This is a genomic window from Streptomyces sp. NPDC001634 (assembly GCF_040298185.1).
GTDB lineage: Bacteria > Actinomycetota > Actinomycetes > Streptomycetales > Streptomycetaceae > Streptomyces.
In genome coordinates this window covers 20,347-38,602 of record NZ_JBEOZU010000087.1, presented here as the reverse complement: position 1 = coordinate 38,602, position 18,256 = coordinate 20,347, and the positions used below count along the sequence as shown (strand labels likewise).

Here is an 18,256-nt window from a genome sequence, read left to right as displayed (position 1 = left end):
GCCGGAGCGGTCGGCGACCAGGGCGAGGGCGCGCCGCCCGGCGACCGTGCCGCGCTTGTCGGCGAGGGCGCCGCGCAGCCCGATGGAGGCCTCCAGTTCGGCACGGGCCCGGTCGAGCTGTCCGGTGCAGAGCGCGAGTATGCCCAACTCGTGGTGGAAGTAGGCCTGCTCGCCGACCTCTCCGGCGAGCCGGGACGCCTCCGCGCCGGAGCGCAGCGCCCGCTCCCAGGCGCCCCAGTGCAGCCCCGCGGCGAACGCGGGAGCGGCCTGCCGGGCCAGCCGTACGGCGGCGTCCTCCTCGTCCTCGGCGGGCGTCGCGGCCAGGGGCGCCAGAACGTTGAGTGCGGCCAGCAGGGCGTCGGCCTCGGCCGAGACCCGTTCCGGTGTGACCGAGGGATGCCCGGCCCACCAGGCGTAGTGCTGGGCGGCCTTGAGGGCGTGCTCCTCCGCGCCGGTCGTGTACCCGGCGGCCTCCAGCTGGGCCAGTACCCCGGCCGCGAGCCGGTAGTGGGAGCCGACCGGGGAGACCAGCGCGCAGCCGACGAGCTCGGCGAGGGCCGCGTCCGCGTGGGTGTCGTCCACGAGGGCGGGCAGATGCGTCTGGTGAGGCACCTCACCGGCCAGTGCGACCGCGAACTTGAGCGTCTCTCGCGCCGAGGCGCTCAGCCGGGAGGCGAGCAGCGGGGCCGGCGCGGCGGCCTCGGCGAGCGAGGGCAGCGGTACGTCGTGCCTGTCCCCGGCGTCGAAGGGCGCATCCACCGGGACGTCCTCGAAGACGCCGTACTCGTCGACGGCGCTCTCGTCGGCCCGCCGCCGGTCACGCTGTCGCAGCAGCGCCCCGGCCTGCATGAAGCGCAGGGGCAGTCCTTCGGACTCGAACCACAGGTCGCCCGCCCAGTTCGTCTCCTCCTCGGTGAGGTCGCGGCCGATGGCCCGCTCAAGGAGTTCGAGTCCTGCCGCGCGGTCGAGGCCGTCGAGGAAGACCTCTTCGACGTGCGAGTCAGCCGAGGGGGCGGGCACGTCGGGCGTGGCGGAGAGCAGGAACGCGCACTCGGGCGTCGCGTCGAGCAGCTCGTCCAGCCCGCTGCCGCCGAACTCCAGATCGTCGAGGACGACGACGGCGCCGATCTCGCGTACGTACTGGAGCAGCTCGTCGTGCTCCGGGCGGTACAGGGGCGCGTTGTAGACGGCGGTGAAGAGGTCGTACAGGAGGTCGCTCGTGGTGCGCCGGTAGCCGGAAAGGCGGACGACACCGTCGGGGGCGAGGTCCGTGCAGTCCTCGGCGACGACGTCCAGGAGCGCGCTGCGGCCCGAGCCCGAGGGTCCGGTGAGGCGGACCGAGCGGCCGCGGGCGAGCAGCCGTACGAGCCGCTCGCGCTCGTCCTGGCGCTCCAGCAGCGGCAGGCGCGGCTGTGGGGGCCCGGCCGGAACGGGCGGCCGGGCGGCACGATCGAGTTCGGCCCGCTCGGCGGCGGTGTGCTTCACCGCTCGCGCGGGCCGCTCGCCCGGCGGGCAGAGCTCTATCTCGCTGCCGTCCACGGGGTTGACGGTCACCAGGAAGTCGCCCGACACGAGCCGGACGGTGCGGGCGAGTGCCGGAGCCGGTTGTCCGAAGTCCGGAGTCATGGGGTCCCGTGGCGGGCGCTGGCGCGGCGCGTCATGTGCGCCGTCGTGGCCGTACTCCTCGGGTCCCGTGTTGTTCGGGTCCATAGGTCCTAGCCCCCCAAAAGCGTCGTGTGCCTGAGCCCCTCCCGGCCTTGCTGCACACTGCGCTGTCGCTTCTGGTCCGGTGCCCGCTCGAGGGTGTCGGGCGACGGGCAGCCGAACCCTAAACCTTCGCACAGTATCTCTGACAAGTCGGGGTACCGCGCCGTCCGAGACGTCACAGTCTCGTGAGGATTGGGTGCGACGTGCGATTCGTCGGCGTTCACTACCGTAATGTCGGCGTTCACTACCGTAATGTCGGCGTTCACTACCGTAATGCCGCGCACGGCGCGCCCGGTCACACCCGGGGCAGCGACTCCACTCCGATGCCACCCTCGATGGCGAGGATCCGGTGCAGCCGGGTGGCCACCAGCAGGCGTTGCATCTGCGGCGGCACGCCACGCAGCACCAGTCGCCGGCCGCACCGCCCGGCCCGACGGTGGACCCCCATGATCACCCCGAGGCCGGTGGCGTCCCAGGAGTCCAGTTCGGACAGGTCCAGCACCAGGTCGCCGACTCCGTCGTCGACGGCCGAGTGCAGGACCGTACGGGCGTCCGCCGCGCTGCGGACGTCGAGGCGGCCCCCGACGACCAGCTCGGCGTGGTCGCCCCTGATGTGCATATGCGCTCCCCGAGAGTGCGTCGTTCGTACTCCACGTCGTGATGGTGCAACCTCTGACAACCTCTGACTGTCCAGAGGTCGATCAGGTTGCCGTCTGTAAGCGAACCGATACCGAATTCACCCCATGGGGTGACCCCTCAGAGGCGTGTGCGGTTCAGTACTTGTAAAAGCCCTGCCCGCTCTTGCGGCCGATGTCACCGGCATCCACCATCCGGCGCATCAGCTCCGGCGGAGCGAACTTCTCGTCCTGGGACTCGGTGTAGATGTTGCTGGTGGCGTGCAGCAGGATGTCGACGCCGGTGAGGTCGGCGGTGGCCAGCGGTCCCATGGCGTGCCCGAAGCCCAACTTGCAGGCCAGGTCGATGTCCTCGGCGGTGGCCACGCCCGACTCGTAGAGCTTGGTGGCCTCGACGACGAGCGCCGAGATGAGACGGGTCGTCACAAAACCGGCGACATCACGGTTGACGACGATGCAGGTCTTGCCGACGGACTCGGCGAACTCACGGGCGGTGGCGAGGGTTTCGTCGCTCGTCTTGTAGCCGCGGACCAGTTCGACGAGCTGCATCATCGGCACCGGCGAGAAGAAGTGCACGCCGACGACCCGCTCCGGGCGCTCGGTGGCGGCCGCGATCTTGGTGATCGGGATGGCGGAGGTGTTGGACGCCAGCACGGTGTCCTCGCGCACGATCTTGTCGAGCGTCCGGAAGATCTCGTGCTTGACCTCGAGCTTCTCGAAGACGGCCTCGACGACGACATCCGCGTCGGCGGCCGCGTCGAGGTCGGTGGTCGGGGTGATGCGGGCAAGCGCCTCGTCGGCGTCGTGCGCCTCCAGCTTGCCCTTGCTCACGAACTTGTCGTACGAGGCCTTGATGGCGTCCGTTCCACGGGTGAGCGCCTCGTCCGTGACATCACGCAGGACGACCTCCCAGCCGGCCTGAGCCGATACCTGGGCAATACCGGAACCCATCAGTCCGGCTCCGATGACGGCAAGCTTCCGTGCCACTGTGCGACTCCCCTGACGCGCTTCGTATTCCTCTCGGCCGGACCCTAGCGCTCGTGAACGCTGGTGTGAGCGCTTAGTAACCCGTGTCACGTCTCACAGGGTGAGATACGTGTCACGTCCCCAAGGGCGGAAGCAATTCCGTGCGGTTTCACACTGATTGATGCTTCCGGGCTTGCCTCGGCACCGGTGAGGCGACCGTCTAGATTGAAAGCATGGTCAATCTGACGCGCATCTACACGCGGACCGGCGACAAGGGCACGACGCACCTCGGTGACATGAGCCGGGTGCCCAAGACCGACCTGCGCATCGCCGCGTACGCGGACGCCAACGAGGCGAACGCGGTGATCGGCACCGCGATCGCGCTGGGCGGCCTCGACGAGGAGGTCGTCAAGGTCCTCACCCGTGTGCAGAACGACCTGTTCGACGTGGGCGCGGACCTGTCGACGCCGGTGGTCGAGAACCCCGAGTTCCCGCCGCTGCGGGTCGAGCAGTTCTATGTGGACAAGCTGGAGGCGGACTGCGACCGCTTCCTCGCCGAACTGGAGAAACTGCGCTCGTTCATCCTGCCCGGCGGCACGCCCGGCGCGGCCCTGCTGCACCAGGCGTGCACGGTCGTACGGCGCGCCGAGCGCTCGACCTGGGCCGCGACGGAGACCCATGGCGAGGTGATGAACCCTCTGACCGCGACCTACCTCAACCGGCTGTCCGACCTGCTGTTCATCCTGGCCCGGTACGCCAACAAGGAGACCGGGGACGTGCTGTGGGTACCCGGCGGCGAACGCTGAGAACACCACCCCCGCCGGGGGTCCCGGGGTCACCCCCGAAAAATGCAGCATCCCGGCCCGACACGCCAACAAGAAGACCGCGGACGCGCTGCGGATACCCGGCGCCGACCGCTGAGAACACCACCCCCGCCGGGGGTCCGGGGGTCACCCCCGAAAAATGCAGCATCCCGGCCCGACACGCCAACAAGAAGACCGCGGACGTGCTGCGGATACCCGGCGGCGACCGCCGAGAACACCGCCCCCGCCGGGGGTCCGGGGTCATCCCCGGACCCCCGGCAGGTCAGCGGCTGCTGTCCTCCTGGGCCGCGTCCCGGTCCGCCGCCGAGAGCGCGGATTCCGCGGCGGACACCTTCTTCTGCATGTCCGTGAGACCGGAGGGACTCGCGGACGAGCCGGAGGTCACGGACGACGACGACGGCGTCGCCGCCGCTCCGTGGTCCCGCGCGCAGCCCGTGGTGAGCCCCACCAGGAGGGCCACCACGGGTACCGCGACGCGCAGCACCCGCGGTCCACGCATCAGCTCGCCGCCTTGCCGTTGTCGTGGTCCGCGCACCACGTCTTGACGCCCGCCAGGTCCTTCTGCCGCTGCTGAAGCGTCGGCACCAGGGACTTGCGGAAGTCCAGCCGGTCCTGCAGATACGTGGCGATCTCGCTGTGGCCCGCCTTCTTCGCGTTGTCCACGCGCGCCTGCAGCCGGGCGATGGACCCCCGGACGCCCACTCCCCCGTCGAGCCGCTCCAGGGCCCGGTCGATCCGCTGTTCGATCTTCGGCACGCGCTTGCACAGCGCCTTCGCCCCGTCGCCGGTGGGCGCCGTCGTGGCCGTGGCGGCCGTCGTGGGCGTGCTCTCGGCCGTGGCCGCCCCGGTCCCGCTCACCAGCAGCGCCGCCGCGGCGAGCCCGACGAGCAGGGTGCGCCTCCGTCGTACGTACATCTCCTCCTCCGTTCCCGGACGGCCCCGTCGTCCGTCCGATGACGCGGAGGCTAGGAACCGTCTTTGTGGGAAGTCTGTGACCGCTTTGTCCCGGCTGTCCCGATCAGCCAGTCCCGTCGGTCGGGCAGGCCCCCGCCGGCCCGCGGCAGCCGTACCTCGAAGCGCGCCCCGACGCCGTCGGGGCCGTCGGCGACCGTCACGCTCCCCCGGTGCAGTGCGGCCTGCTGGGCGACCAGGGTCAGGCCGAGACCCGAGCCGATGCTGTCCGGGCCCCGCCGGAAGCGTTCGAAGATCAGGCCGCGGGCCTCGGGCGGCACTCCGGGGCCGCGATCGTCCACGGTGATCAGGACCTCGGTGCCGGTCCCCCGCACACCGACCGCCACACTCGCCCGCCCCTCCGTGTCCCGTCCGTGCGCCAGCGCGTTGGCGATCAGGTTGTCGATCAGCAGCCGCAGTCCGGGCTCCCAACCGTGCACGGTGAGCCCCTGCTCCGCCCGCAGGGTGATCCGGGCGTCCGGATCACGGCGCCGGGCCTCCGCGACCGCCGCGTCCGCGGCCTCCGCCACATCCACCGTGCGGAACGCCTCCGCCCCCACCAGGTCACCACGCCCCAGTTCGCGCAGCATCACCAGCAGACCCAGGAGGCGGGTGTGCTCGCGGCGCAGATCGGTGAGGACCTCGGTGCGGTCCGGTTCGGGCAGTTCGGGGTGGTCCGCGAGAATGTCGAGGTTGGTGCCCATACTCATGAGCGGGGTGCGTAGTTCGTGCGAGGCGGCCGCGGAGAAGGAGCGGGCCGTCTCCAGCGCCTCGGCGGTGCGGGCGGCCTGTTCGTCGTAGCGGGCCAGGACGGTCTGGAGGGTGGCCGCGAGATCGTCGACCTCGGTCACGCCGGTGGGGTCGTGGCGCAGCCGGGCGGTGCTGGCGCGCGGGTCGAGCCCGGCGGTGCGGCGGCCGAGGCGGCGCAGGGGGCCGGTGGCGCCGGTGGCGATACCCCAGGCGAGCAGGCCGGACAGGGGGGCGGCGAGCAGGGCGGTCATGACCACGCGCCGCCGCACGAGCCGGAGTTGGGTGCGGTCGGCGGTGTCGGGCTGGAAGACCCAGAGGGTGCCCGGGACCTTGGCGCCCTCGATCGGCATGGACAGGGTCCGCCAGCTGTGCCCGGCGTGCCGCACGGTGACCGGTGCGGTGGCCTGCGCGGGCAGCGCGACCGCGGCGCCGGGCTGCGGTCCCCCGCGGAAGGTCTCGTCCGGTCCGACAACGCGTACGCCGACGTCCAGCGCCCCGCTGTACAGCTGCCGTTCCCTGCTGTCGGCCGCCTTGGGCCGGCCCGCGGCCGCCGCCCGCAGCAGGGCGCGGGCGTCGGGGAGCACGGCCGTGGCCCGCTGCCGCAGGTGATTGTCCTCCTCGCGGTGCAGATCGCGGGCGATCAGGGGCATCAGCAGCAGCCAGCCGGAGGCGAGCACGAGCAGCGGGACGGTGGCTCCCACGGCGAGTCCGATGCGGGTGGACAGTCTCACGGCTGTTCCCGCAGGACGAAGCCCACGCCGCGCACGGTGTGGACCAGCCGGGGCCGCCCGTCCGTCTCCAGCTTGCGCCGCAGATAGCTGACGAAGGTGTCGACGGCGTCGGTGCGTACGTCGAAGTCGTAGCCCCACACCCGGTCCAGGAGCTGGTCGCGGGTGAGGACGAGGCCCGCGTTGCGGGCGAGCACTTCCAGGAGTTCGAATTCGCGCCGGGTCAGCTCCAGGCGCCGGCCGTCCCGGTGGGCGGTGCGGGCCGCCGGGTCGATCACCAGGTCGGCGACCCGCAGCACGTCCCGGTCCGTCGGCGGTCGCCGGCGCAGCAGGGCGTGCAGCCGCAGGACCAGTTCCTGCAGGGCGAACGGTTTGACGAGGTAGTCGTCGCCGCCCGCCTGGAGCCCGGCTATGCGGTCGGCGGTCTCGTCGAGGGCGGAGAGCATGAGGACGGGCAGATCCTGGTCGTCGTCGCGGAGCCGGGTGCACACCTCGATGCCGCTCATTCCGGGCATCGACACATCGAGGACGAGCACATCGGGCGGTGCGTCACGGATCGCGGCCAGTGCCTCGGGGCCGCTGCCGGCCGTGCGGACGCGAAAGCCGCTCAGCCGCAGCCCACGCTCCAGCGAGCGGCGGATGGCCGCGTCGTCGTCCACGACGAGCACCGCACCGGGTCGCGTCTCCTCGCTCATCCGCCCTCCCAGGACCGCTTACCGTCCGGTCAGGGTACGGCGCTCCTGCGGAAGGGTGACGGCGGAGGCCGGGGCCTTCTCGGGGCCGAGCGGACGGGTCTGGGTGATCAGCCCACGCGTCAGAGCCCAAGTGGGCCGATCCTGCGGTGCCGGAGGCGCTCACCGGGCGGGAGCGCGAGGTGCTGTCCTGTCTGGGCGAGGGCCTGTCCGACGCGGAGATCGCCACTCGTCCGGACATGGCGGAGGCCACCGTGAAGACGCACGTCAGCCGTCTCCTGGGCAAGCTGGAGCTGCGCAGCCGGGTCCAAGCGGCCGTACTGACGCAGGAGTTGAGGGTCCAGCACACCGATCCGCAGAGTGGTCCAGACCTATTGACCGATGGTCCAGACCTTTCTATTCTCGCGGCACTGTGGGCGTGAAGGCTCAGTCATGCCCCCGACCGATCAAGGAGGCGCTGTATGCGCTTCAGACACAGAGCCGCGGCAGGGTTCGCCACGCTGTTGCTTCCCCTGGCCGGCCTGGTGGGCCTCGCAGGCCCCGCCCATGCCGCCGCTTCGGCCACCGCCGACTACGTCAAGACCCAGGACTGGGGCACCGGCTTCGAGGGCAAATGGACGGTCACCAACTCCGGTACCACCGCGATCAGTTCGTGGACGATCGAGTGGGACTTCCCCTCCGGCACGTCCGTCACCTCGGCGTGGGACGCGGACGTGACGAACTCCGGCACCCACTGGACCGCCAAGAACAAGTCCTACAACGGCACCCTCGCCCCGGGCGCCTCGGTCTCCTTCGGCTTCAACGGCACCGGCTCCGGCGCGCCCTCCAACTGCAAGCTGAACGGCGGCAGTTGTGACGGCGGCACCACGGTCCCCGGTGACAACCCGCCCTCCGCGCCGGGCACCCCCACCGCATCCGGCATCACGGACACCTCGGTGACGCTGTCCTGGACGGCGGCCACCGACGACAAGGGCATTCAGAACTACGACGTCCTGCGCGACGGCAGGACGGTCGCCACCGTGACGACGACCTCGTACACGGACACCGGTCTGACCGCAGGCACCGACTACTCGTACACCGTCCAGGCCCGTGACACCGCCGGTCAGACCGGCCCGGCCGGCGGAGCGGTCGCCGTGCACACCACGGGCGGCTCCACGAACCCGCCCCCGACCACCGGCGACAAGGTCAAGCTCGGCTACTTCACCGAGTGGGGCATCTACGGGCGCAACTACAACGTCAAGAACCTGGTGACGTCCGGGTCCGCCGCGAAGATCACGCACATCAACTACGCCTTCGGCAACGTCACCGGCGGCAAGTGCGCGATCGGCGACTCGTACGCCGACTACGACAAGGCGTTCACCGCCGACCAGTCCGTCAGCGGCGTCGCCGACACCTGGGACCAGCCACTGCGCGGCAACTTCAACCAGCTGCGCGAGCTGAAGGCCAAGTACCCGAACATCAAGGTGCTGTGGTCCTTCGGCGGCTGGACCTGGTCCGGCGGCTTCGGGGACGCGGCCAAGGACCCGGCGGGCTTCGCGCAGTCCTGCTACAACCTGGTGAAGGACTCACGCTGGGCCGATGTCTTCGACGGCATCGACATCGACTGGGAGTACCCGAACGCCTGCGGTCTGTCCTGCGACACCAGCGGGGCGGCAGCCTTCAAGAACGTGATGTCCGCGCTGCGATCCAAGTTCGGCTCCTCCGCCCTGGTCACCGCGGCCGTCACCGCCGACGGCTCCTCCGGCGGCAAGATCGAGGCGGCCGACTACGCGGGCGCCGCGAGTTACGTCAACTGGTACAACGTGATGACGTACGACTTCTTCGGCGCCTGGGACGCACAGGGCCCCACTGCCCCGCACTCGCCCCTCACCTCGTACAGCGGCATCCCGAAGGCCGGCTACACCACGGCCGACGCGATCGCCAAGTACAAGGCGATCGGCGTACCCGCGAACAAACTGCTGGTCGGCATCGGCTTCTACGGCCGCGGCTGGACGGGGGTCACCCAGGACGCCCCGGGCGGCACGGCCACGGGCGCGGCGGCCGGTACGTACGAGCAGGGCATCGAGGACTACAAGGTGCTCAAGACGTCCTGCCCGGCGACCGGCACCATCGCGGGCACGGCGTACGCGCACTGCGGCAGCAACTGGTGGTCGTACGACACCCCCGCCACCATCGGTACGAAGATGGCGTGGGCCAAGAACCAGGGGCTGGGCGGAGCGTTCTTCTGGGAGTTCAGCGGTGACACCAGCAACGGAGAGCTGGTGAGTGCCTTGAGCAACGGCCTGTCGTAAACCTGTCCGAAGGATTCAGGCCACGTTGACGCTCCCCCAGACTCCGTCCGGGGGGACCCCCACCCAACGGGTGAATGTGGCTACGCCACATTCACCCGTTGTCCGGGGGGAGCGGCTTCCAGCCAAGCCAGGAAACCGGTCAGCGCGTCCTCGCTCATCGCGAGTTCCAGACGCGTGCCCCGATGGTGACAGGCGAGGATCACGGCGTCGGAGAGCAGCGCCAGCTCCTCCTCGCCCTCGGGGTTGCGCCGGCCGGCGACCTCGATCGCCGAGCGCTCCAGGACTCGGCGGGGGCGCGGGGCGTAGGAGAAGACGCGGTACCACTCGATCCGGTCGCCGTTGTAGCGGGCGACGCCGTAGCTCCAGCCCTTGCCGCTGGTGTCGGTTTTCTCCGGCACGTCCCAGCGCAGACTGCAGTCGAAGGTCCCGCCGGAGCGCTGGATCAGCCTGCGGCGCAGGCCGAAGACGAACAGCCCCACCGCCACGAGTGCAACGACAATTCCGCACACAGTCAGAGCGAGGACCATCGACACCGACCTCCTCGTCTCCTAGGTAACGGAACGGAAAAAACACCCGCATTTGCCTCAGCCGCGGCCGGCACCGGATTGCTCCGGGCCGGCCGCGGCTGAGTCACGTCCTTACATGGCGCCCTGGGGTCAGCGCGCCGCCACCGCACGCAGTCGGACGTCCGCACGGCGCTCGGCGGAGGCGTCGGCCTCCTCCTTCGCGCGCTCGAGCGCCCGCTCCGCGCGCTGGACATCGATCTCGTCCGACAGTTCGGCGATCTCGGCCAGCAGCGACAGCTTGTTGTCCGCGAACGAGATGAAACCGCCGTGCACCGCGGCGACGACCGTTCCACCATCACTCGTTCGGATGGTCACCGGGCCCGACTCCAGCACACCGAGCAGCGGCTGGTGACCGGGCATGACGCCGATGTCGCCGGACGTGGTGCGCGCGACGACCAGGGTGGCCTCGCCGGACCAGACCTGGCGGTCGGCAGCGACCAGCTCGACGTGCAGCTCAGCAGCCAAGGGTGGCTCCTCGGGTCACCACCCGGCGGTGGTGCCGGGTGTTGGGTCATAAGTCTAGTAGGGCGTGCAGCACCAAAGTGCCTCGGCCCGCCCCGGCCATCGGCCGGGGGTGCGGGGGCCATGCGACGGTAGCCGCGGATTGGCTCAGCCCCCGCTGTGATGCAGCGGCGTGGGGAGAGGGGCGGACCGCACCCCGCGGGTGTGAGCCCACGGGACGCTTCTCCACCCCTCTCGCCAAGAGGCAGTCCTGCTCACGGGCCCGGTTCGGGCCCGCCGCAGGCGAGCGTCAGGAGACGCCCAGCTCCTTCGCGTTCTTCTTCAGGTCCTCGATGCCACCGCACATGAAGAACGCCTGCTCCGGGAAGTGGTCGTACTCACCGTCGATGATCGCGTTGAAGGCCGCGATCGACTCGTCCAGCGGGACGTCCGACCCGTCGACGCCGGTGAACTGCTTGGCGACGTGGGTGTTCTGGGACAGGAAGCGCTCCACACGACGGGCACGGTGGACGACGAGCTTGTCCTCCTCGCCGAGCTCGTCGATACCGAGGATCGCGATGATGTCCTGGAGGTCCTTGTACTTCTGCAGGACCGTCTTGACGCGCATGGCGGCGTTGTAGTGGTCCTCCGCGATGTAGCGCGGGTCCAGGATGCGGGACGTGGAGTCCAGCGGGTCCACGGCCGGGTAGATGCCCTTCTCGGAGATCGGACGGGACAGAACCGTCGTCGCGTCGAGGTGGGCGAACGTGGTGGCCGGGGCCGGGTCGGTCAGGTCGTCGGCGGGGACGTAGATCGCCTGCATCGAGGTGATCGAGTGACCGCGGGTCGAGGTGATGCGCTCCTGGAGGAGACCCATCTCGTCGGCCAGGTTCGGCTGGTAACCCACCGCGGAGGGCATACGGCCGAGCAGGGTCGACACCTCGGAACCGGCCTGCGTGAAGCGGAAGATGTTGTCGATGAAGAACAGCACGTCCTGCTTCTGGACGTCACGGAAGTACTCCGCCATCGTCAGACCCGCGAGGGCCACGCGCAGACGGGTGCCCGGGGGCTCGTCCATCTGGCCGAAGACGAGTGCGGTCTTGTCGATGACGCCCGAGTCGGTCATCTCCTCGATGAGGTCGTTGCCCTCACGGGTGCGCTCACCGACACCGGCGAACACGGAGACACCGTCGTGGTTGTTGGCCACACGGTAGATCATCTCCTGGATGAGCACCGTCTTGCCGACGCCGGCGCCGCCGAACAGACCGATCTTGCCGCCCTTGACGTACGGGGTCAGCAGGTCGATGACCTTGACGCCGGTCTCGAACATCTCGGTCTTGGACTCGAGCTGGTCGAAGTTCGGGGCCTTGCGGTGGATCGTCCAGCGCTCGCCCTCGTACTTCTCGTCGACGTTCAGCACCTCACCGATGGTGTTGAACACCTTGCCCTTGGTGAAGTCGCCGACCGGGACGGAGATCGAGGCACCGGTGTCGGTCACCGGGGCCTGGCGGACCAGACCGTCGGTGGGCTGCATGGAGATGGCGCGGACCAGGCCGTCACCCAGGTGCTGGGCGACCTCCAGGGTCAGCGTCTTCTTCGCGCCGGCGTTGGCCGGGTCGGCCACGTCGACGTGAAGGGCGTTGTAGATGTCCGGCATCGCGTCGACGGGGAACTCCACGTCGACGACCGGGCCGATGACCCGGGCGACGCGGCCCGTAGCCGTCGCGGTCTCAACAGTGGTGGTCATTAGCGGTCACTCCCCGCGGTCGCGTCGGCCAGGGCGCTCGCGCCACCGACGATCTCGCTGATTTCCTGGGTGATTTCGGCCTGGCGGGCCGCGTTGGCAAGCCGGGTGAGATTCTCGATGAGCTCTCCGGCGTTGTCGGTGGCCGACTTCATCGCGCGCCGCGTGGCGGCGTGCTTCGAAGCGGCCGACTGGAGCAGCGCGTTGTAGATACGGCTCTCCACATAGCGCGGCAGCAGGGCGTCCAGGACGTCCTCCGCCGACGGCTCGAACTCGTACAGCGGAAGGATCTCGCCCTTCGGCGCCGCCTCTTCCGCAACCTCTTCGAGGCTGAGCGGCAGCAGTCGGTCGGCCAGCGCCGTCTGCGTCATCATCGAGACGAACTCGGTGTAGACGATGTGGAGTTCGTCCACGCCGCCGTTCGCCGTCTCCGTCTCGATGGCCTCGATCAGCGGGGCCGCGACCTTCTTGGCGTCCGCGTACGACGGCTCGTCCGTGAAGCCCGTCCACGACTCCGTGATCTTGCGCTCACGGAAGTTGTAGTGGGCCACACCGCGACGGCCGACGATGTACGTGTCGACCTGCTTGCCCTCGCGCTCCAGCCGCTCGGTCAGCTGCTCCGCCGATTTGATCGCGTTGGAGTTGAAGGCGCCGGCCAGACCGCGGTCGCTCGTCAGGAGCAGCACCGCGGACCGGGTCACCGTCTCGGCCTGGGTGGTCAGCGGGTGCTTGGTGTTCGAGCCGGTGCCGACCGCCGTGACCGCGCGGGTGAGCTCGGTCGCGTACGGCGTGGAGGCCGCCACCTTGCGCTGCGCCTTGACGACGCGCGAGGCGGCGATCATCTCCATCGCCTTCGTGATCTTCTTGGTCGCGCTGACGGATCGGATGCGACGCTTGTAGACCCGGAGCTGGGCTCCCATGAGTCAGGTCCCTTCCTTACGTCACTTGGCGGCAGCGGCAGGAACGTCCTCGCCGAGCAGCTTGCCGTCCGAGGTCTCGAACTGCTTCTTGAACTCCGCGACGGCGTCGTCGATCGCCTGGATGGTGTCGTCCGACATCTTGGCGCCCTCCTTGATGGAGGTCATCAGGCCCTGCTCCTTGCGGTGCAGGTACTCGAGGAGCTCCTTCTCGAAGCGGCGGATGTCGGCGACCGGAACGTCGTCCATACGGCCGTTGGTGCCGGCCCAGATCGAGACGACCTGGTCCTCGGTGGCCATCGGCTGGTACTGGGCCTGCTTCAGCAGCTCGACCATGCGCTGGCCGCGCTCCAGCTGGGCCTTCGACGCGGCGTCCAGGTCGGAACCGAAGGCGGCGAACGCCTCCAGCTCACGGAACTGGGCGAGGTCGACGCGCAGACGGCCGGAGACCTGGCGCATCGCCTTGTGCTGGGCGGAGCCACCGACACGGGAGACCGAGATACCGACGTTCAGGGCCGGACGCTGACCGGCGTTGAACAGGTCGGACTCCAGGAAGCACTGGCCGTCCGTGATGGAGATGACGTTGGTCGGGATGAACGCCGAGACGTCGTTGGCCTTGGTCTCGACGATCGGCAGACCGGTCATCGAACCGGCACCCATGTCGTCGGAGAGCTTGGCGCAGCGCTCCAGCAGACGGGAGTGCAGGTAGAAGACGTCACCCGGGTAGGCCTCACGGCCCGGCGGGCGGCGCAGCAGCAGGGACACGGCGCGGTAGGCGTCGGCCTGCTTCGAGAGGTCGTCGAAGATGATCAGGACGTGCTTGCCCTGGTACATCCAGTGCTGGCCGATGGCCGAACCGGTGTAGGGCGCCAGGTACTTGAAGCCGGCCGGGTCGGACGCCGGGGCGGCGACGATCGTCGTGTACTCGAGCGCGCCGGCCTCCTCCAGGGCACCGCGCACGGACGCGATGGTGGAGCCCTTCTGGCCGATGGCGACGTAGATGCAGCGGACCTGCTTCTTCGGGTCGCCGGTGCGCCAGTTGTCGCGCTGGTTGATGATCGTGTCGACGGCCAGGGCGGTCTTGCCGGTCTGGCGGTCACCGATGATCAGCTGGCGCTGGCCGCGGCCGATCGGGGTCATCGCGTCGACGGCCTTGTAGCCGGTCTCCATCGGCTCGTGCACCGACTTGCGCTGCATGACCGTGGGGGCCTGCAGCTCGAGGGCGCGGCGGCCGTCGGTCTCGATCTCGCCGAGACCGTCGATCGGGTTGCCGAGCGGGTCGACGACGCGGCCGAGGTAGCCCTCGCCGACAGCCACGGAGAGCACCTCACCGGTGCGCTGCACCGGCTGCCCCTCCTCGATGCCGCTGAACTCACCGAGGACGATGGCACCGATCTCGCGCTCCTCGAGGTTGAGGGCGAGGCCGAGGGTGCCGTCCTCGAACTTCAGCAGTTCGTTGGCCATGGCCGAGGGCAGGCCCTCGACCTTCGCGATGCCGTCGCCGGCAAGGGTGACCGTACCGACCTCCTCGCGCGAGGCCGCGTCCGGCTTGTACGACTGGACAAAGTTCTCCAGCGCGTCCCGGATCTCCTCCGGCCGGATCGTGAGCTCCGCCATCTGGGTTCCCTGCTCTCCTTGTTGGGCCCGAAGTTTCTGTGGGGGTCTGGGGGCGACCCCCAGGAATCCTCTGCACGGCCCAACTCGGGCCGTAGTACTGCGTATGGAGTTGCTGCTAGCTCGCCATGCGGCGGCCGGCGTCATCGAGCCGGTCCGCGATCGAACCGTTGATGACCTCGTCCCCGACCTGCACCCGGATGCCTCCGACGACGTCGGGGTCCACGTCCAGGTTGAGGTGCATCTGGCGGCCGTAGAGCTTCGCCAGCGCGGCGCCTAGACGCCGCTTCTGCACATCGCTCAGCGGGACCGCCGAGGTGACGACGGCGACCAGGCGCTCACGGCGCGCGGCCGCAAGCCTGGACAGGGACTCGATTCCCGCTTCCAGGCTACGTCCCCGCGGCGCGGTCACAAGGCGCGTCACCAGACGCTCAGTCGTCACGTTGGCCCGGCCACCGAGCAGCCGGTGCAGCAGCTCGATCTTGGCCGAGGTGCTCGCGGCACGGTCGGTCAGCGCGGCGCGCAGCTCGGTGTTCGAGGAGACGATCCGGCCGAACCGGAACAGCTCGTCCTCGACGTCGTCGAGCGCGCCCGCCTTCTCGGCGGCGGTGAGGTCGGCGAGGTTCGCCAGCTCCTCCAGCGCGTCCACCAGGTCGCGCGGCTGCGACCAGCGCGAGCGCGCCATGCCGGCCACCAGGTCGACGGCCGGACCGCCGACCTGGCCACCGAGGAGGCGCTGGACCAGTTCAGCCTTGGCCTCACCGGGCTTGGCCGGGTCGGTGAGGACCCGGCGCAAGCCGGCCTCGCGGTCGAGCAGCGCGGTGACCGCGGCCAGCTCGCCGGCGAGCTGCGCCGCGTCCACGGACGTCGAGTCCGTCAGCGCGTCGAGACGCTCACGTGCGGCTGCCAGGGCCTCGCGGCTCGCTCCGTTCATCGCGCGGCCTCGGCCTTCTCCTCGAGCTCGTCGAGGAAGCGGTCGATGACGCGGCTCTGCCGGGCGTGGTCCTCGAGGGCCTCACCGACGAGCTTGCCGGCCAGGTCGGTGGCGAGCCTGCCGACGTCCTGCCGCAGCGTCTGAGCGGCGGCCTTGCGGTCGGCCTCGATCTGCGCGTGACCGGCGGCAACGATCTCCTCGCGCTGCCGCTGACCCTCCGCGCGCATCTCGGCGATGAGGGTGGCGCCCTGCTCCTGCGCCTCCTGGCGCAGCCGCGCGGCCTCGTGCCGGGCTTCGGCGAGCTGAGCCTTGTACTGCTCGAGCACGCTCTGGGCCTCGACCTTCATGGCGTCGGCCTCTTCGATACCGCCTTCGATCGCCGCGCGGCGCTCCTCCAGAACCTTGTTGATGTTCGGAAGCAGCTTCTTCCAGAAGAAGAAGAACACGATGGCGAAGGCGATGGTGCCGACGAGCAGCTCGGGACCGGCCGGGATCAGCGGGTTCTGCTGTTCCTCGGCCGCCAGCTGTGCCAGGTTGGCGATCACATCAGTGCCTTTCGTCGTTACGTGTCGGTAAGTAGGTCTTACTTGGTACCGAACACGAACGGCATAACGATGCCGATGAGGGCGAGCGCCTCGCAGAAGGCGAAGCCGAGGATCTGGTTGGCGCGGATCAGACCGGCAGCTTCGGGCTGACGGGCCAGGGCCTGGGTGCCGTTACCGAAGATGATGCCGACGCCAACGCCGGGGCCGATGGCGGCGAGGCCGTAACCGACGGAACCGATGGAACCGGAGACAGCGGCGAGGGTCTCAGTGGCAGCCATGCTGAATCTTCCTTCTCTTTACGGACCGGTGGAGGTTGGCCACCGGACGTCTGGGGGTTTGCGGGGGTGGGACTCGGCTCAGTGGTGCTCGGCGAGAGCGCCCTGAACGTAGGAGCAGGCCAGCAGGACGAACACGTACGCCTGGACGGCCTGGACGAAGAGCTCGAAGAGGATCATGACCATGGTCATCACGAACGAGACGCCGGCGGCCGGGATCATGTAGCTGTTCAGCAGGTACCAGGAGGCGACGGTGAACATCACCAGCATCAGGTGACCGGCGAACATGTTGGCGAACAGTCGCACCGCGTGCGTGAACGGGCGCACGAAGAGGTTCGAGAAGAACTCGATGACCATGACCAGCGGCAGCACCGCGCCGAGCGACTTGTCGTAGCCCGTGACGTTCTTGAAGAAGCCGACGAAGCCGTGCTTCTTGAACGTCAGCGAGACCCACATGATCCACACGATCGCGGCGAGCACCACCGGGAAGGCGAAGACCGACGACACCGGGAACTGGGCCAGCGGGATCACGGACCAGATGTTCATGATCCAGATGAAGAAGAACAGCGAGACCATGAACGGGACGTACTTCTCGCCCTCGCGCTTGCCGAGGGTCTCGTAGACGATGCCACGACGCACGAAGTCGTAACCGGCCTCGGCCACCATCTGGAGCTTGCCGGGCACCACCTTCGCGTTGCCGAAGGCGGCCCAGAAGAAGGTCACGACGAGCAGGCTGGTGATGAGCGCCAGCAGCATGACCTTGTTGAACTCGAACCCGCCGACCGTGGCGATCGGCTTGAAGAGGAAGGAGTGCAGGCCCGGAGCCGGAAAGCCACACCCGTTGTCGGACATGATCCGACAACTCCAGTCAAAGGCGAGCTGGGTCTGGTCAGCACTCACCGCGGGCTCCTTCGGCGTGACGCATGGGTACGGCAACCTCGTTGTGTCGGCGCGGCGCGCAGCCGCGGATCGGCACCGGACTGGTGTTACGGATGTGGGGGCGGCTGTCGGGCATCAAGCCTCGCGATTGAGCAGGCGTCAGCTCAGATGCCCGCGCCCGCGATGCCGCAGTTGGCACCGGACGATAGCAGGAGATCTCACACGTCTTTATCCCGGCCCTACCCCTCACGACGAAGACCCTGTCTTCTCGGACTTCTCGCTCTTCTGGGAGTCCGGGTCGACGTAGAAGATCTTGGCCTTCATGTACGCACGCGCCTGCGCCGCCATCCACACGACCGTTGAGACGACGAGCGCGGCCGCGAACGTCTTCGGATTGAAGAGGGAAGTGCCCTTGAAGAGGCCCACGAAGATCAGGAGGAGCAGGAGCTGAGCGACATACAGCATCAGACCCATGGCCTGGAACAGATGCGGGAGCGTTTTTGCCGTCCACTGCAGGACGTAAAGACCGATCCCCATGAACAGGATGGCCAGCAGCACGCCGACAGCCGCGCCGAGCGCCCCCTTGCCCCCCGCGACCACACCGCTCACGGCGACGGCGATCACGCCGACCGCCGCTGTGGGCACAGCGGTCTGCAGAAGGTTCCGGGCGTCATTGGACGGCATGGCGGCAACTCCGCTTTCACAGGGGGCAGGGTGTCGTCATGGACGAGCGTAGTCCCGGGCCGCGAGAGAACCTCACGCCAGAGGACCGTCACAGTGGGTTCCTCAGGCTCTTT

Annotated in this window: 19 protein-coding genes and 1 pseudogene; 3 read left to right on the top strand and 17 right to left on the bottom strand. The window is 69.2% G+C overall.

Features of this window, described 5'->3' with window-relative positions; genetic code table 11:
• The 3 genes from ABT186_RS38535 to ABT186_RS38525 form a co-directional block, all read right to left on the bottom strand.
• A partial coding sequence (locus tag ABT186_RS38535; RefSeq protein ID WP_351929070.1) for an ATP-binding protein occupies positions 1-1,710 on the bottom strand: 1,710 nt, incomplete at its 3' end.
• A 292-nt stretch (positions 1,711-2,002) separates the two neighbouring features.
• Positions 2,003-2,326, bottom strand: a complete 324-nt coding sequence (locus tag ABT186_RS38530; RefSeq protein WP_351237551.1) for an STAS domain-containing protein — start codon at positions 2,324-2,326, stop codon at positions 2,003-2,005.
• A gap of 154 nt (positions 2,327-2,480) precedes the next feature.
• Positions 2,481-3,329, bottom strand: a complete 849-nt coding sequence (locus tag ABT186_RS38525; RefSeq protein ID WP_351237549.1) for a 3-hydroxyacyl-CoA dehydrogenase family protein — start codon at positions 3,327-3,329, stop codon at positions 2,481-2,483.
• Between the two features lie 212 nt (positions 3,330-3,541).
• Here ABT186_RS38525 and ABT186_RS38520 point away from each other — a divergent pair, with 212 nt between their 5' ends.
• Positions 3,542-4,114 carry a cob(I)yrinic acid a,c-diamide adenosyltransferase gene (locus tag ABT186_RS38520; RefSeq protein ID WP_351237547.1) on the top strand — a complete coding sequence of 191 codons (573 nt, stop codon included), beginning with the start codon at positions 3,542-3,544 and terminating at the stop codon, positions 4,112-4,114.
• A 280-nt stretch (positions 4,115-4,394) separates the two neighbouring features.
• Here the strand turns inward: ABT186_RS38520 and ABT186_RS38515 are convergent, their stop codons facing one another.
• Genes ABT186_RS38515 through ABT186_RS38500 form a run of 4 tightly spaced genes read right to left on the bottom strand, consistent with a single transcriptional unit; the run spans position 4,395 to position 7,256 of the window.
• Positions 4,395-4,631 (bottom strand): hypothetical protein, encoded by a 237-nt coding sequence (locus tag ABT186_RS38515; RefSeq protein ID WP_351929068.1) that lies wholly within the window; start codon positions 4,629-4,631, stop codon positions 4,395-4,397.
• Complete coding sequence (locus ABT186_RS38510; protein WP_351237922.1) at positions 4,631-5,047, bottom strand: hypothetical protein; 417 nt, start codon at positions 5,045-5,047, stop codon at positions 4,631-4,633. The genes ABT186_RS38515 and ABT186_RS38510 overlap by 1 nt, the downstream gene beginning before the upstream one ends.
• A 50-nt stretch (positions 5,048-5,097) precedes the next feature.
• Positions 5,098-6,564: a sensor histidine kinase gene (locus ABT186_RS38505; protein WP_351929066.1), complete on the bottom strand. Its 1,467-nt coding sequence runs from the start codon at positions 6,562-6,564 to the stop codon at positions 5,098-5,100.
• A complete protein-coding gene (locus tag ABT186_RS38500; protein WP_351237815.1) occupies positions 6,561-7,256 on the bottom strand; it encodes a response regulator transcription factor in 696 nt (231 codons plus the stop codon). The genes ABT186_RS38505 and ABT186_RS38500 overlap by 4 nt, the downstream gene beginning before the upstream one ends.
• A 134-nt stretch (positions 7,257-7,390) precedes the next feature.
• Between ABT186_RS38500 and ABT186_RS38495 the strand changes: the two are divergent.
• Positions 7,391-7,675: pseudogene (locus ABT186_RS38495) on the top strand (helix-turn-helix domain-containing protein); the annotation flags it as partial.
• Between the two features lie 39 nt (positions 7,676-7,714).
• On the top strand, positions 7,715-9,544 hold the full coding sequence (locus ABT186_RS38490; protein ID WP_351237813.1) for a glycosyl hydrolase family 18 protein: 1,830 nt from the start codon (positions 7,715-7,717) through the stop codon (positions 9,542-9,544).
• An 80-nt stretch (positions 9,545-9,624) separates the two neighbouring features.
• Here ABT186_RS38490 and ABT186_RS38485 read toward each other — a convergent pair whose 3' ends face one another.
• From ABT186_RS38485 to ABT186_RS38440, 10 genes are all read right to left on the bottom strand, one after another.
• Complete coding sequence (locus ABT186_RS38485) at positions 9,625-10,071, bottom strand: DUF2550 domain-containing protein (protein WP_351237811.1); 447 nt, start codon at positions 10,069-10,071, stop codon at positions 9,625-9,627.
• Between the two features lie 129 nt (positions 10,072-10,200).
• The gene (locus ABT186_RS38480) at positions 10,201-10,575 is read right to left on the bottom strand and encodes a F0F1 ATP synthase subunit epsilon (RefSeq protein ID WP_351225800.1); all 375 of its coding nucleotides are present in this window, start codon (positions 10,573-10,575) and stop codon (positions 10,201-10,203) included.
• 286 nt (positions 10,576-10,861) lie between these two features.
• Positions 10,862-12,298 (bottom strand): F0F1 ATP synthase subunit beta, encoded by a 1,437-nt coding sequence (gene atpD / locus ABT186_RS38475; RefSeq protein WP_351225798.1) that lies wholly within the window; start codon positions 12,296-12,298, stop codon positions 10,862-10,864.
• The gene (locus tag ABT186_RS38470) at positions 12,298-13,215 is read right to left on the bottom strand and encodes a F0F1 ATP synthase subunit gamma (protein WP_351225796.1); all 918 of its coding nucleotides are present in this window, start codon (positions 13,213-13,215) and stop codon (positions 12,298-12,300) included. The genes atpD and ABT186_RS38470 overlap by 1 nt, the downstream gene beginning before the upstream one ends.
• A gap of 21 nt (positions 13,216-13,236) precedes the next feature.
• Positions 13,237-14,829 carry a F0F1 ATP synthase subunit alpha gene (gene atpA, locus ABT186_RS38465; RefSeq protein ID WP_351225794.1) on the bottom strand — a complete coding sequence of 531 codons (1,593 nt, stop codon included), beginning with the start codon at positions 14,827-14,829 and terminating at the stop codon, positions 13,237-13,239.
• A gap of 115 nt (positions 14,830-14,944) precedes the next feature.
• Positions 14,945-15,760, bottom strand: a complete 816-nt coding sequence (locus ABT186_RS38460) for a F0F1 ATP synthase subunit delta (RefSeq protein ID WP_351929064.1) — start codon at positions 15,758-15,760, stop codon at positions 14,945-14,947.
• Positions 15,757-16,305, bottom strand: coding sequence for a F0F1 ATP synthase subunit B (locus tag ABT186_RS38455; RefSeq protein WP_351929062.1), 549 nt, complete (start codon positions 16,303-16,305; stop codon positions 15,757-15,759). Before ABT186_RS38455 ends, ABT186_RS38460 begins: the two co-directional genes overlap by 4 nt.
• Positions 16,306-16,343: 38 nt before the next feature.
• Positions 16,344-16,583 carry an ATP synthase subunit C-like protein gene (locus ABT186_RS38450; protein WP_351929060.1) on the bottom strand — a complete coding sequence of 80 codons (240 nt, stop codon included), beginning with the start codon at positions 16,581-16,583 and terminating at the stop codon, positions 16,344-16,346.
• Between the two features lie 78 nt (positions 16,584-16,661).
• Complete coding sequence (gene atpB / locus ABT186_RS38445) at positions 16,662-17,480, bottom strand: F0F1 ATP synthase subunit A (protein ID WP_502973463.1); 819 nt, start codon at positions 17,478-17,480, stop codon at positions 16,662-16,664.
• 225 nt (positions 17,481-17,705) lie between these two features.
• Positions 17,706-18,143, bottom strand: a complete 438-nt coding sequence (locus ABT186_RS38440) for a Cg1360 family ATP-synthase-associated protein (RefSeq protein WP_351225788.1) — start codon at positions 18,141-18,143, stop codon at positions 17,706-17,708.
• Positions 18,144-18,256: the final 113 nt, after the last annotated feature.

What these genes read in the sequence shown, in the direction of transcription:
- ABT186_RS38460 (WP_351929064.1), bottom strand. Translation starts at nt 15,760, where the DNA reads ATGAACGGAGCGAGCCGCGAGGCCCTGGCAGCCGCACGTGAGCGTCTC.
- ABT186_RS38485 (WP_351237811.1), bottom strand. Translation starts at nt 10,071, where the DNA reads ATGGTCCTCGCTCTGACTGTGTGCGGAATTGTCGTTGCACTCGTGGCG.
- ABT186_RS38450 (WP_351929060.1), bottom strand. Translation starts at nt 16,583, where the DNA reads ATGGCTGCCACTGAGACCCTCGCCGCTGTCTCCGGTTCCATCGGTTCC.
- ABT186_RS38440 (WP_351225788.1), bottom strand. Translation starts at nt 18,143, where the DNA reads ATGCCGTCCAATGACGCCCGGAACCTTCTGCAGACCGCTGTGCCCACA.
- ABT186_RS38515 (WP_351929068.1), bottom strand. Translation starts at nt 4,631, where the DNA reads ATGCGTGGACCGCGGGTGCTGCGCGTCGCGGTACCCGTGGTGGCCCTC.
- ABT186_RS38470 (WP_351225796.1), bottom strand. Translation starts at nt 13,215, where the DNA reads ATGGGAGCCCAGCTCCGGGTCTACAAGCGTCGCATCCGATCCGTCAGC.
- ABT186_RS38500 (WP_351237815.1), bottom strand. Translation starts at nt 7,256, where the DNA reads ATGAGCGAGGAGACGCGACCCGGTGCGGTGCTCGTCGTGGACGACGAC.
- ABT186_RS38520 (WP_351237547.1), top strand. Translation starts at nt 3,542, where the DNA reads ATGGTCAATCTGACGCGCATCTACACGCGGACCGGCGACAAGGGCACG.
- ABT186_RS38490 (WP_351237813.1), top strand. Translation starts at nt 7,715, where the DNA reads ATGCGCTTCAGACACAGAGCCGCGGCAGGGTTCGCCACGCTGTTGCTT.
- ABT186_RS38510 (WP_351237922.1), bottom strand. Translation starts at nt 5,047, where the DNA reads ATGTACGTACGACGGAGGCGCACCCTGCTCGTCGGGCTCGCCGCGGCG.
- ABT186_RS38530 (WP_351237551.1), bottom strand. Translation starts at nt 2,326, where the DNA reads ATGCACATCAGGGGCGACCACGCCGAGCTGGTCGTCGGGGGCCGCCTC.
- atpD (WP_351225798.1), bottom strand. Translation starts at nt 12,298, where the DNA reads ATGACCACCACTGTTGAGACCGCGACGGCTACGGGCCGCGTCGCCCGG.
- atpA (WP_351225794.1), bottom strand. Translation starts at nt 14,829, where the DNA reads ATGGCGGAGCTCACGATCCGGCCGGAGGAGATCCGGGACGCGCTGGAG.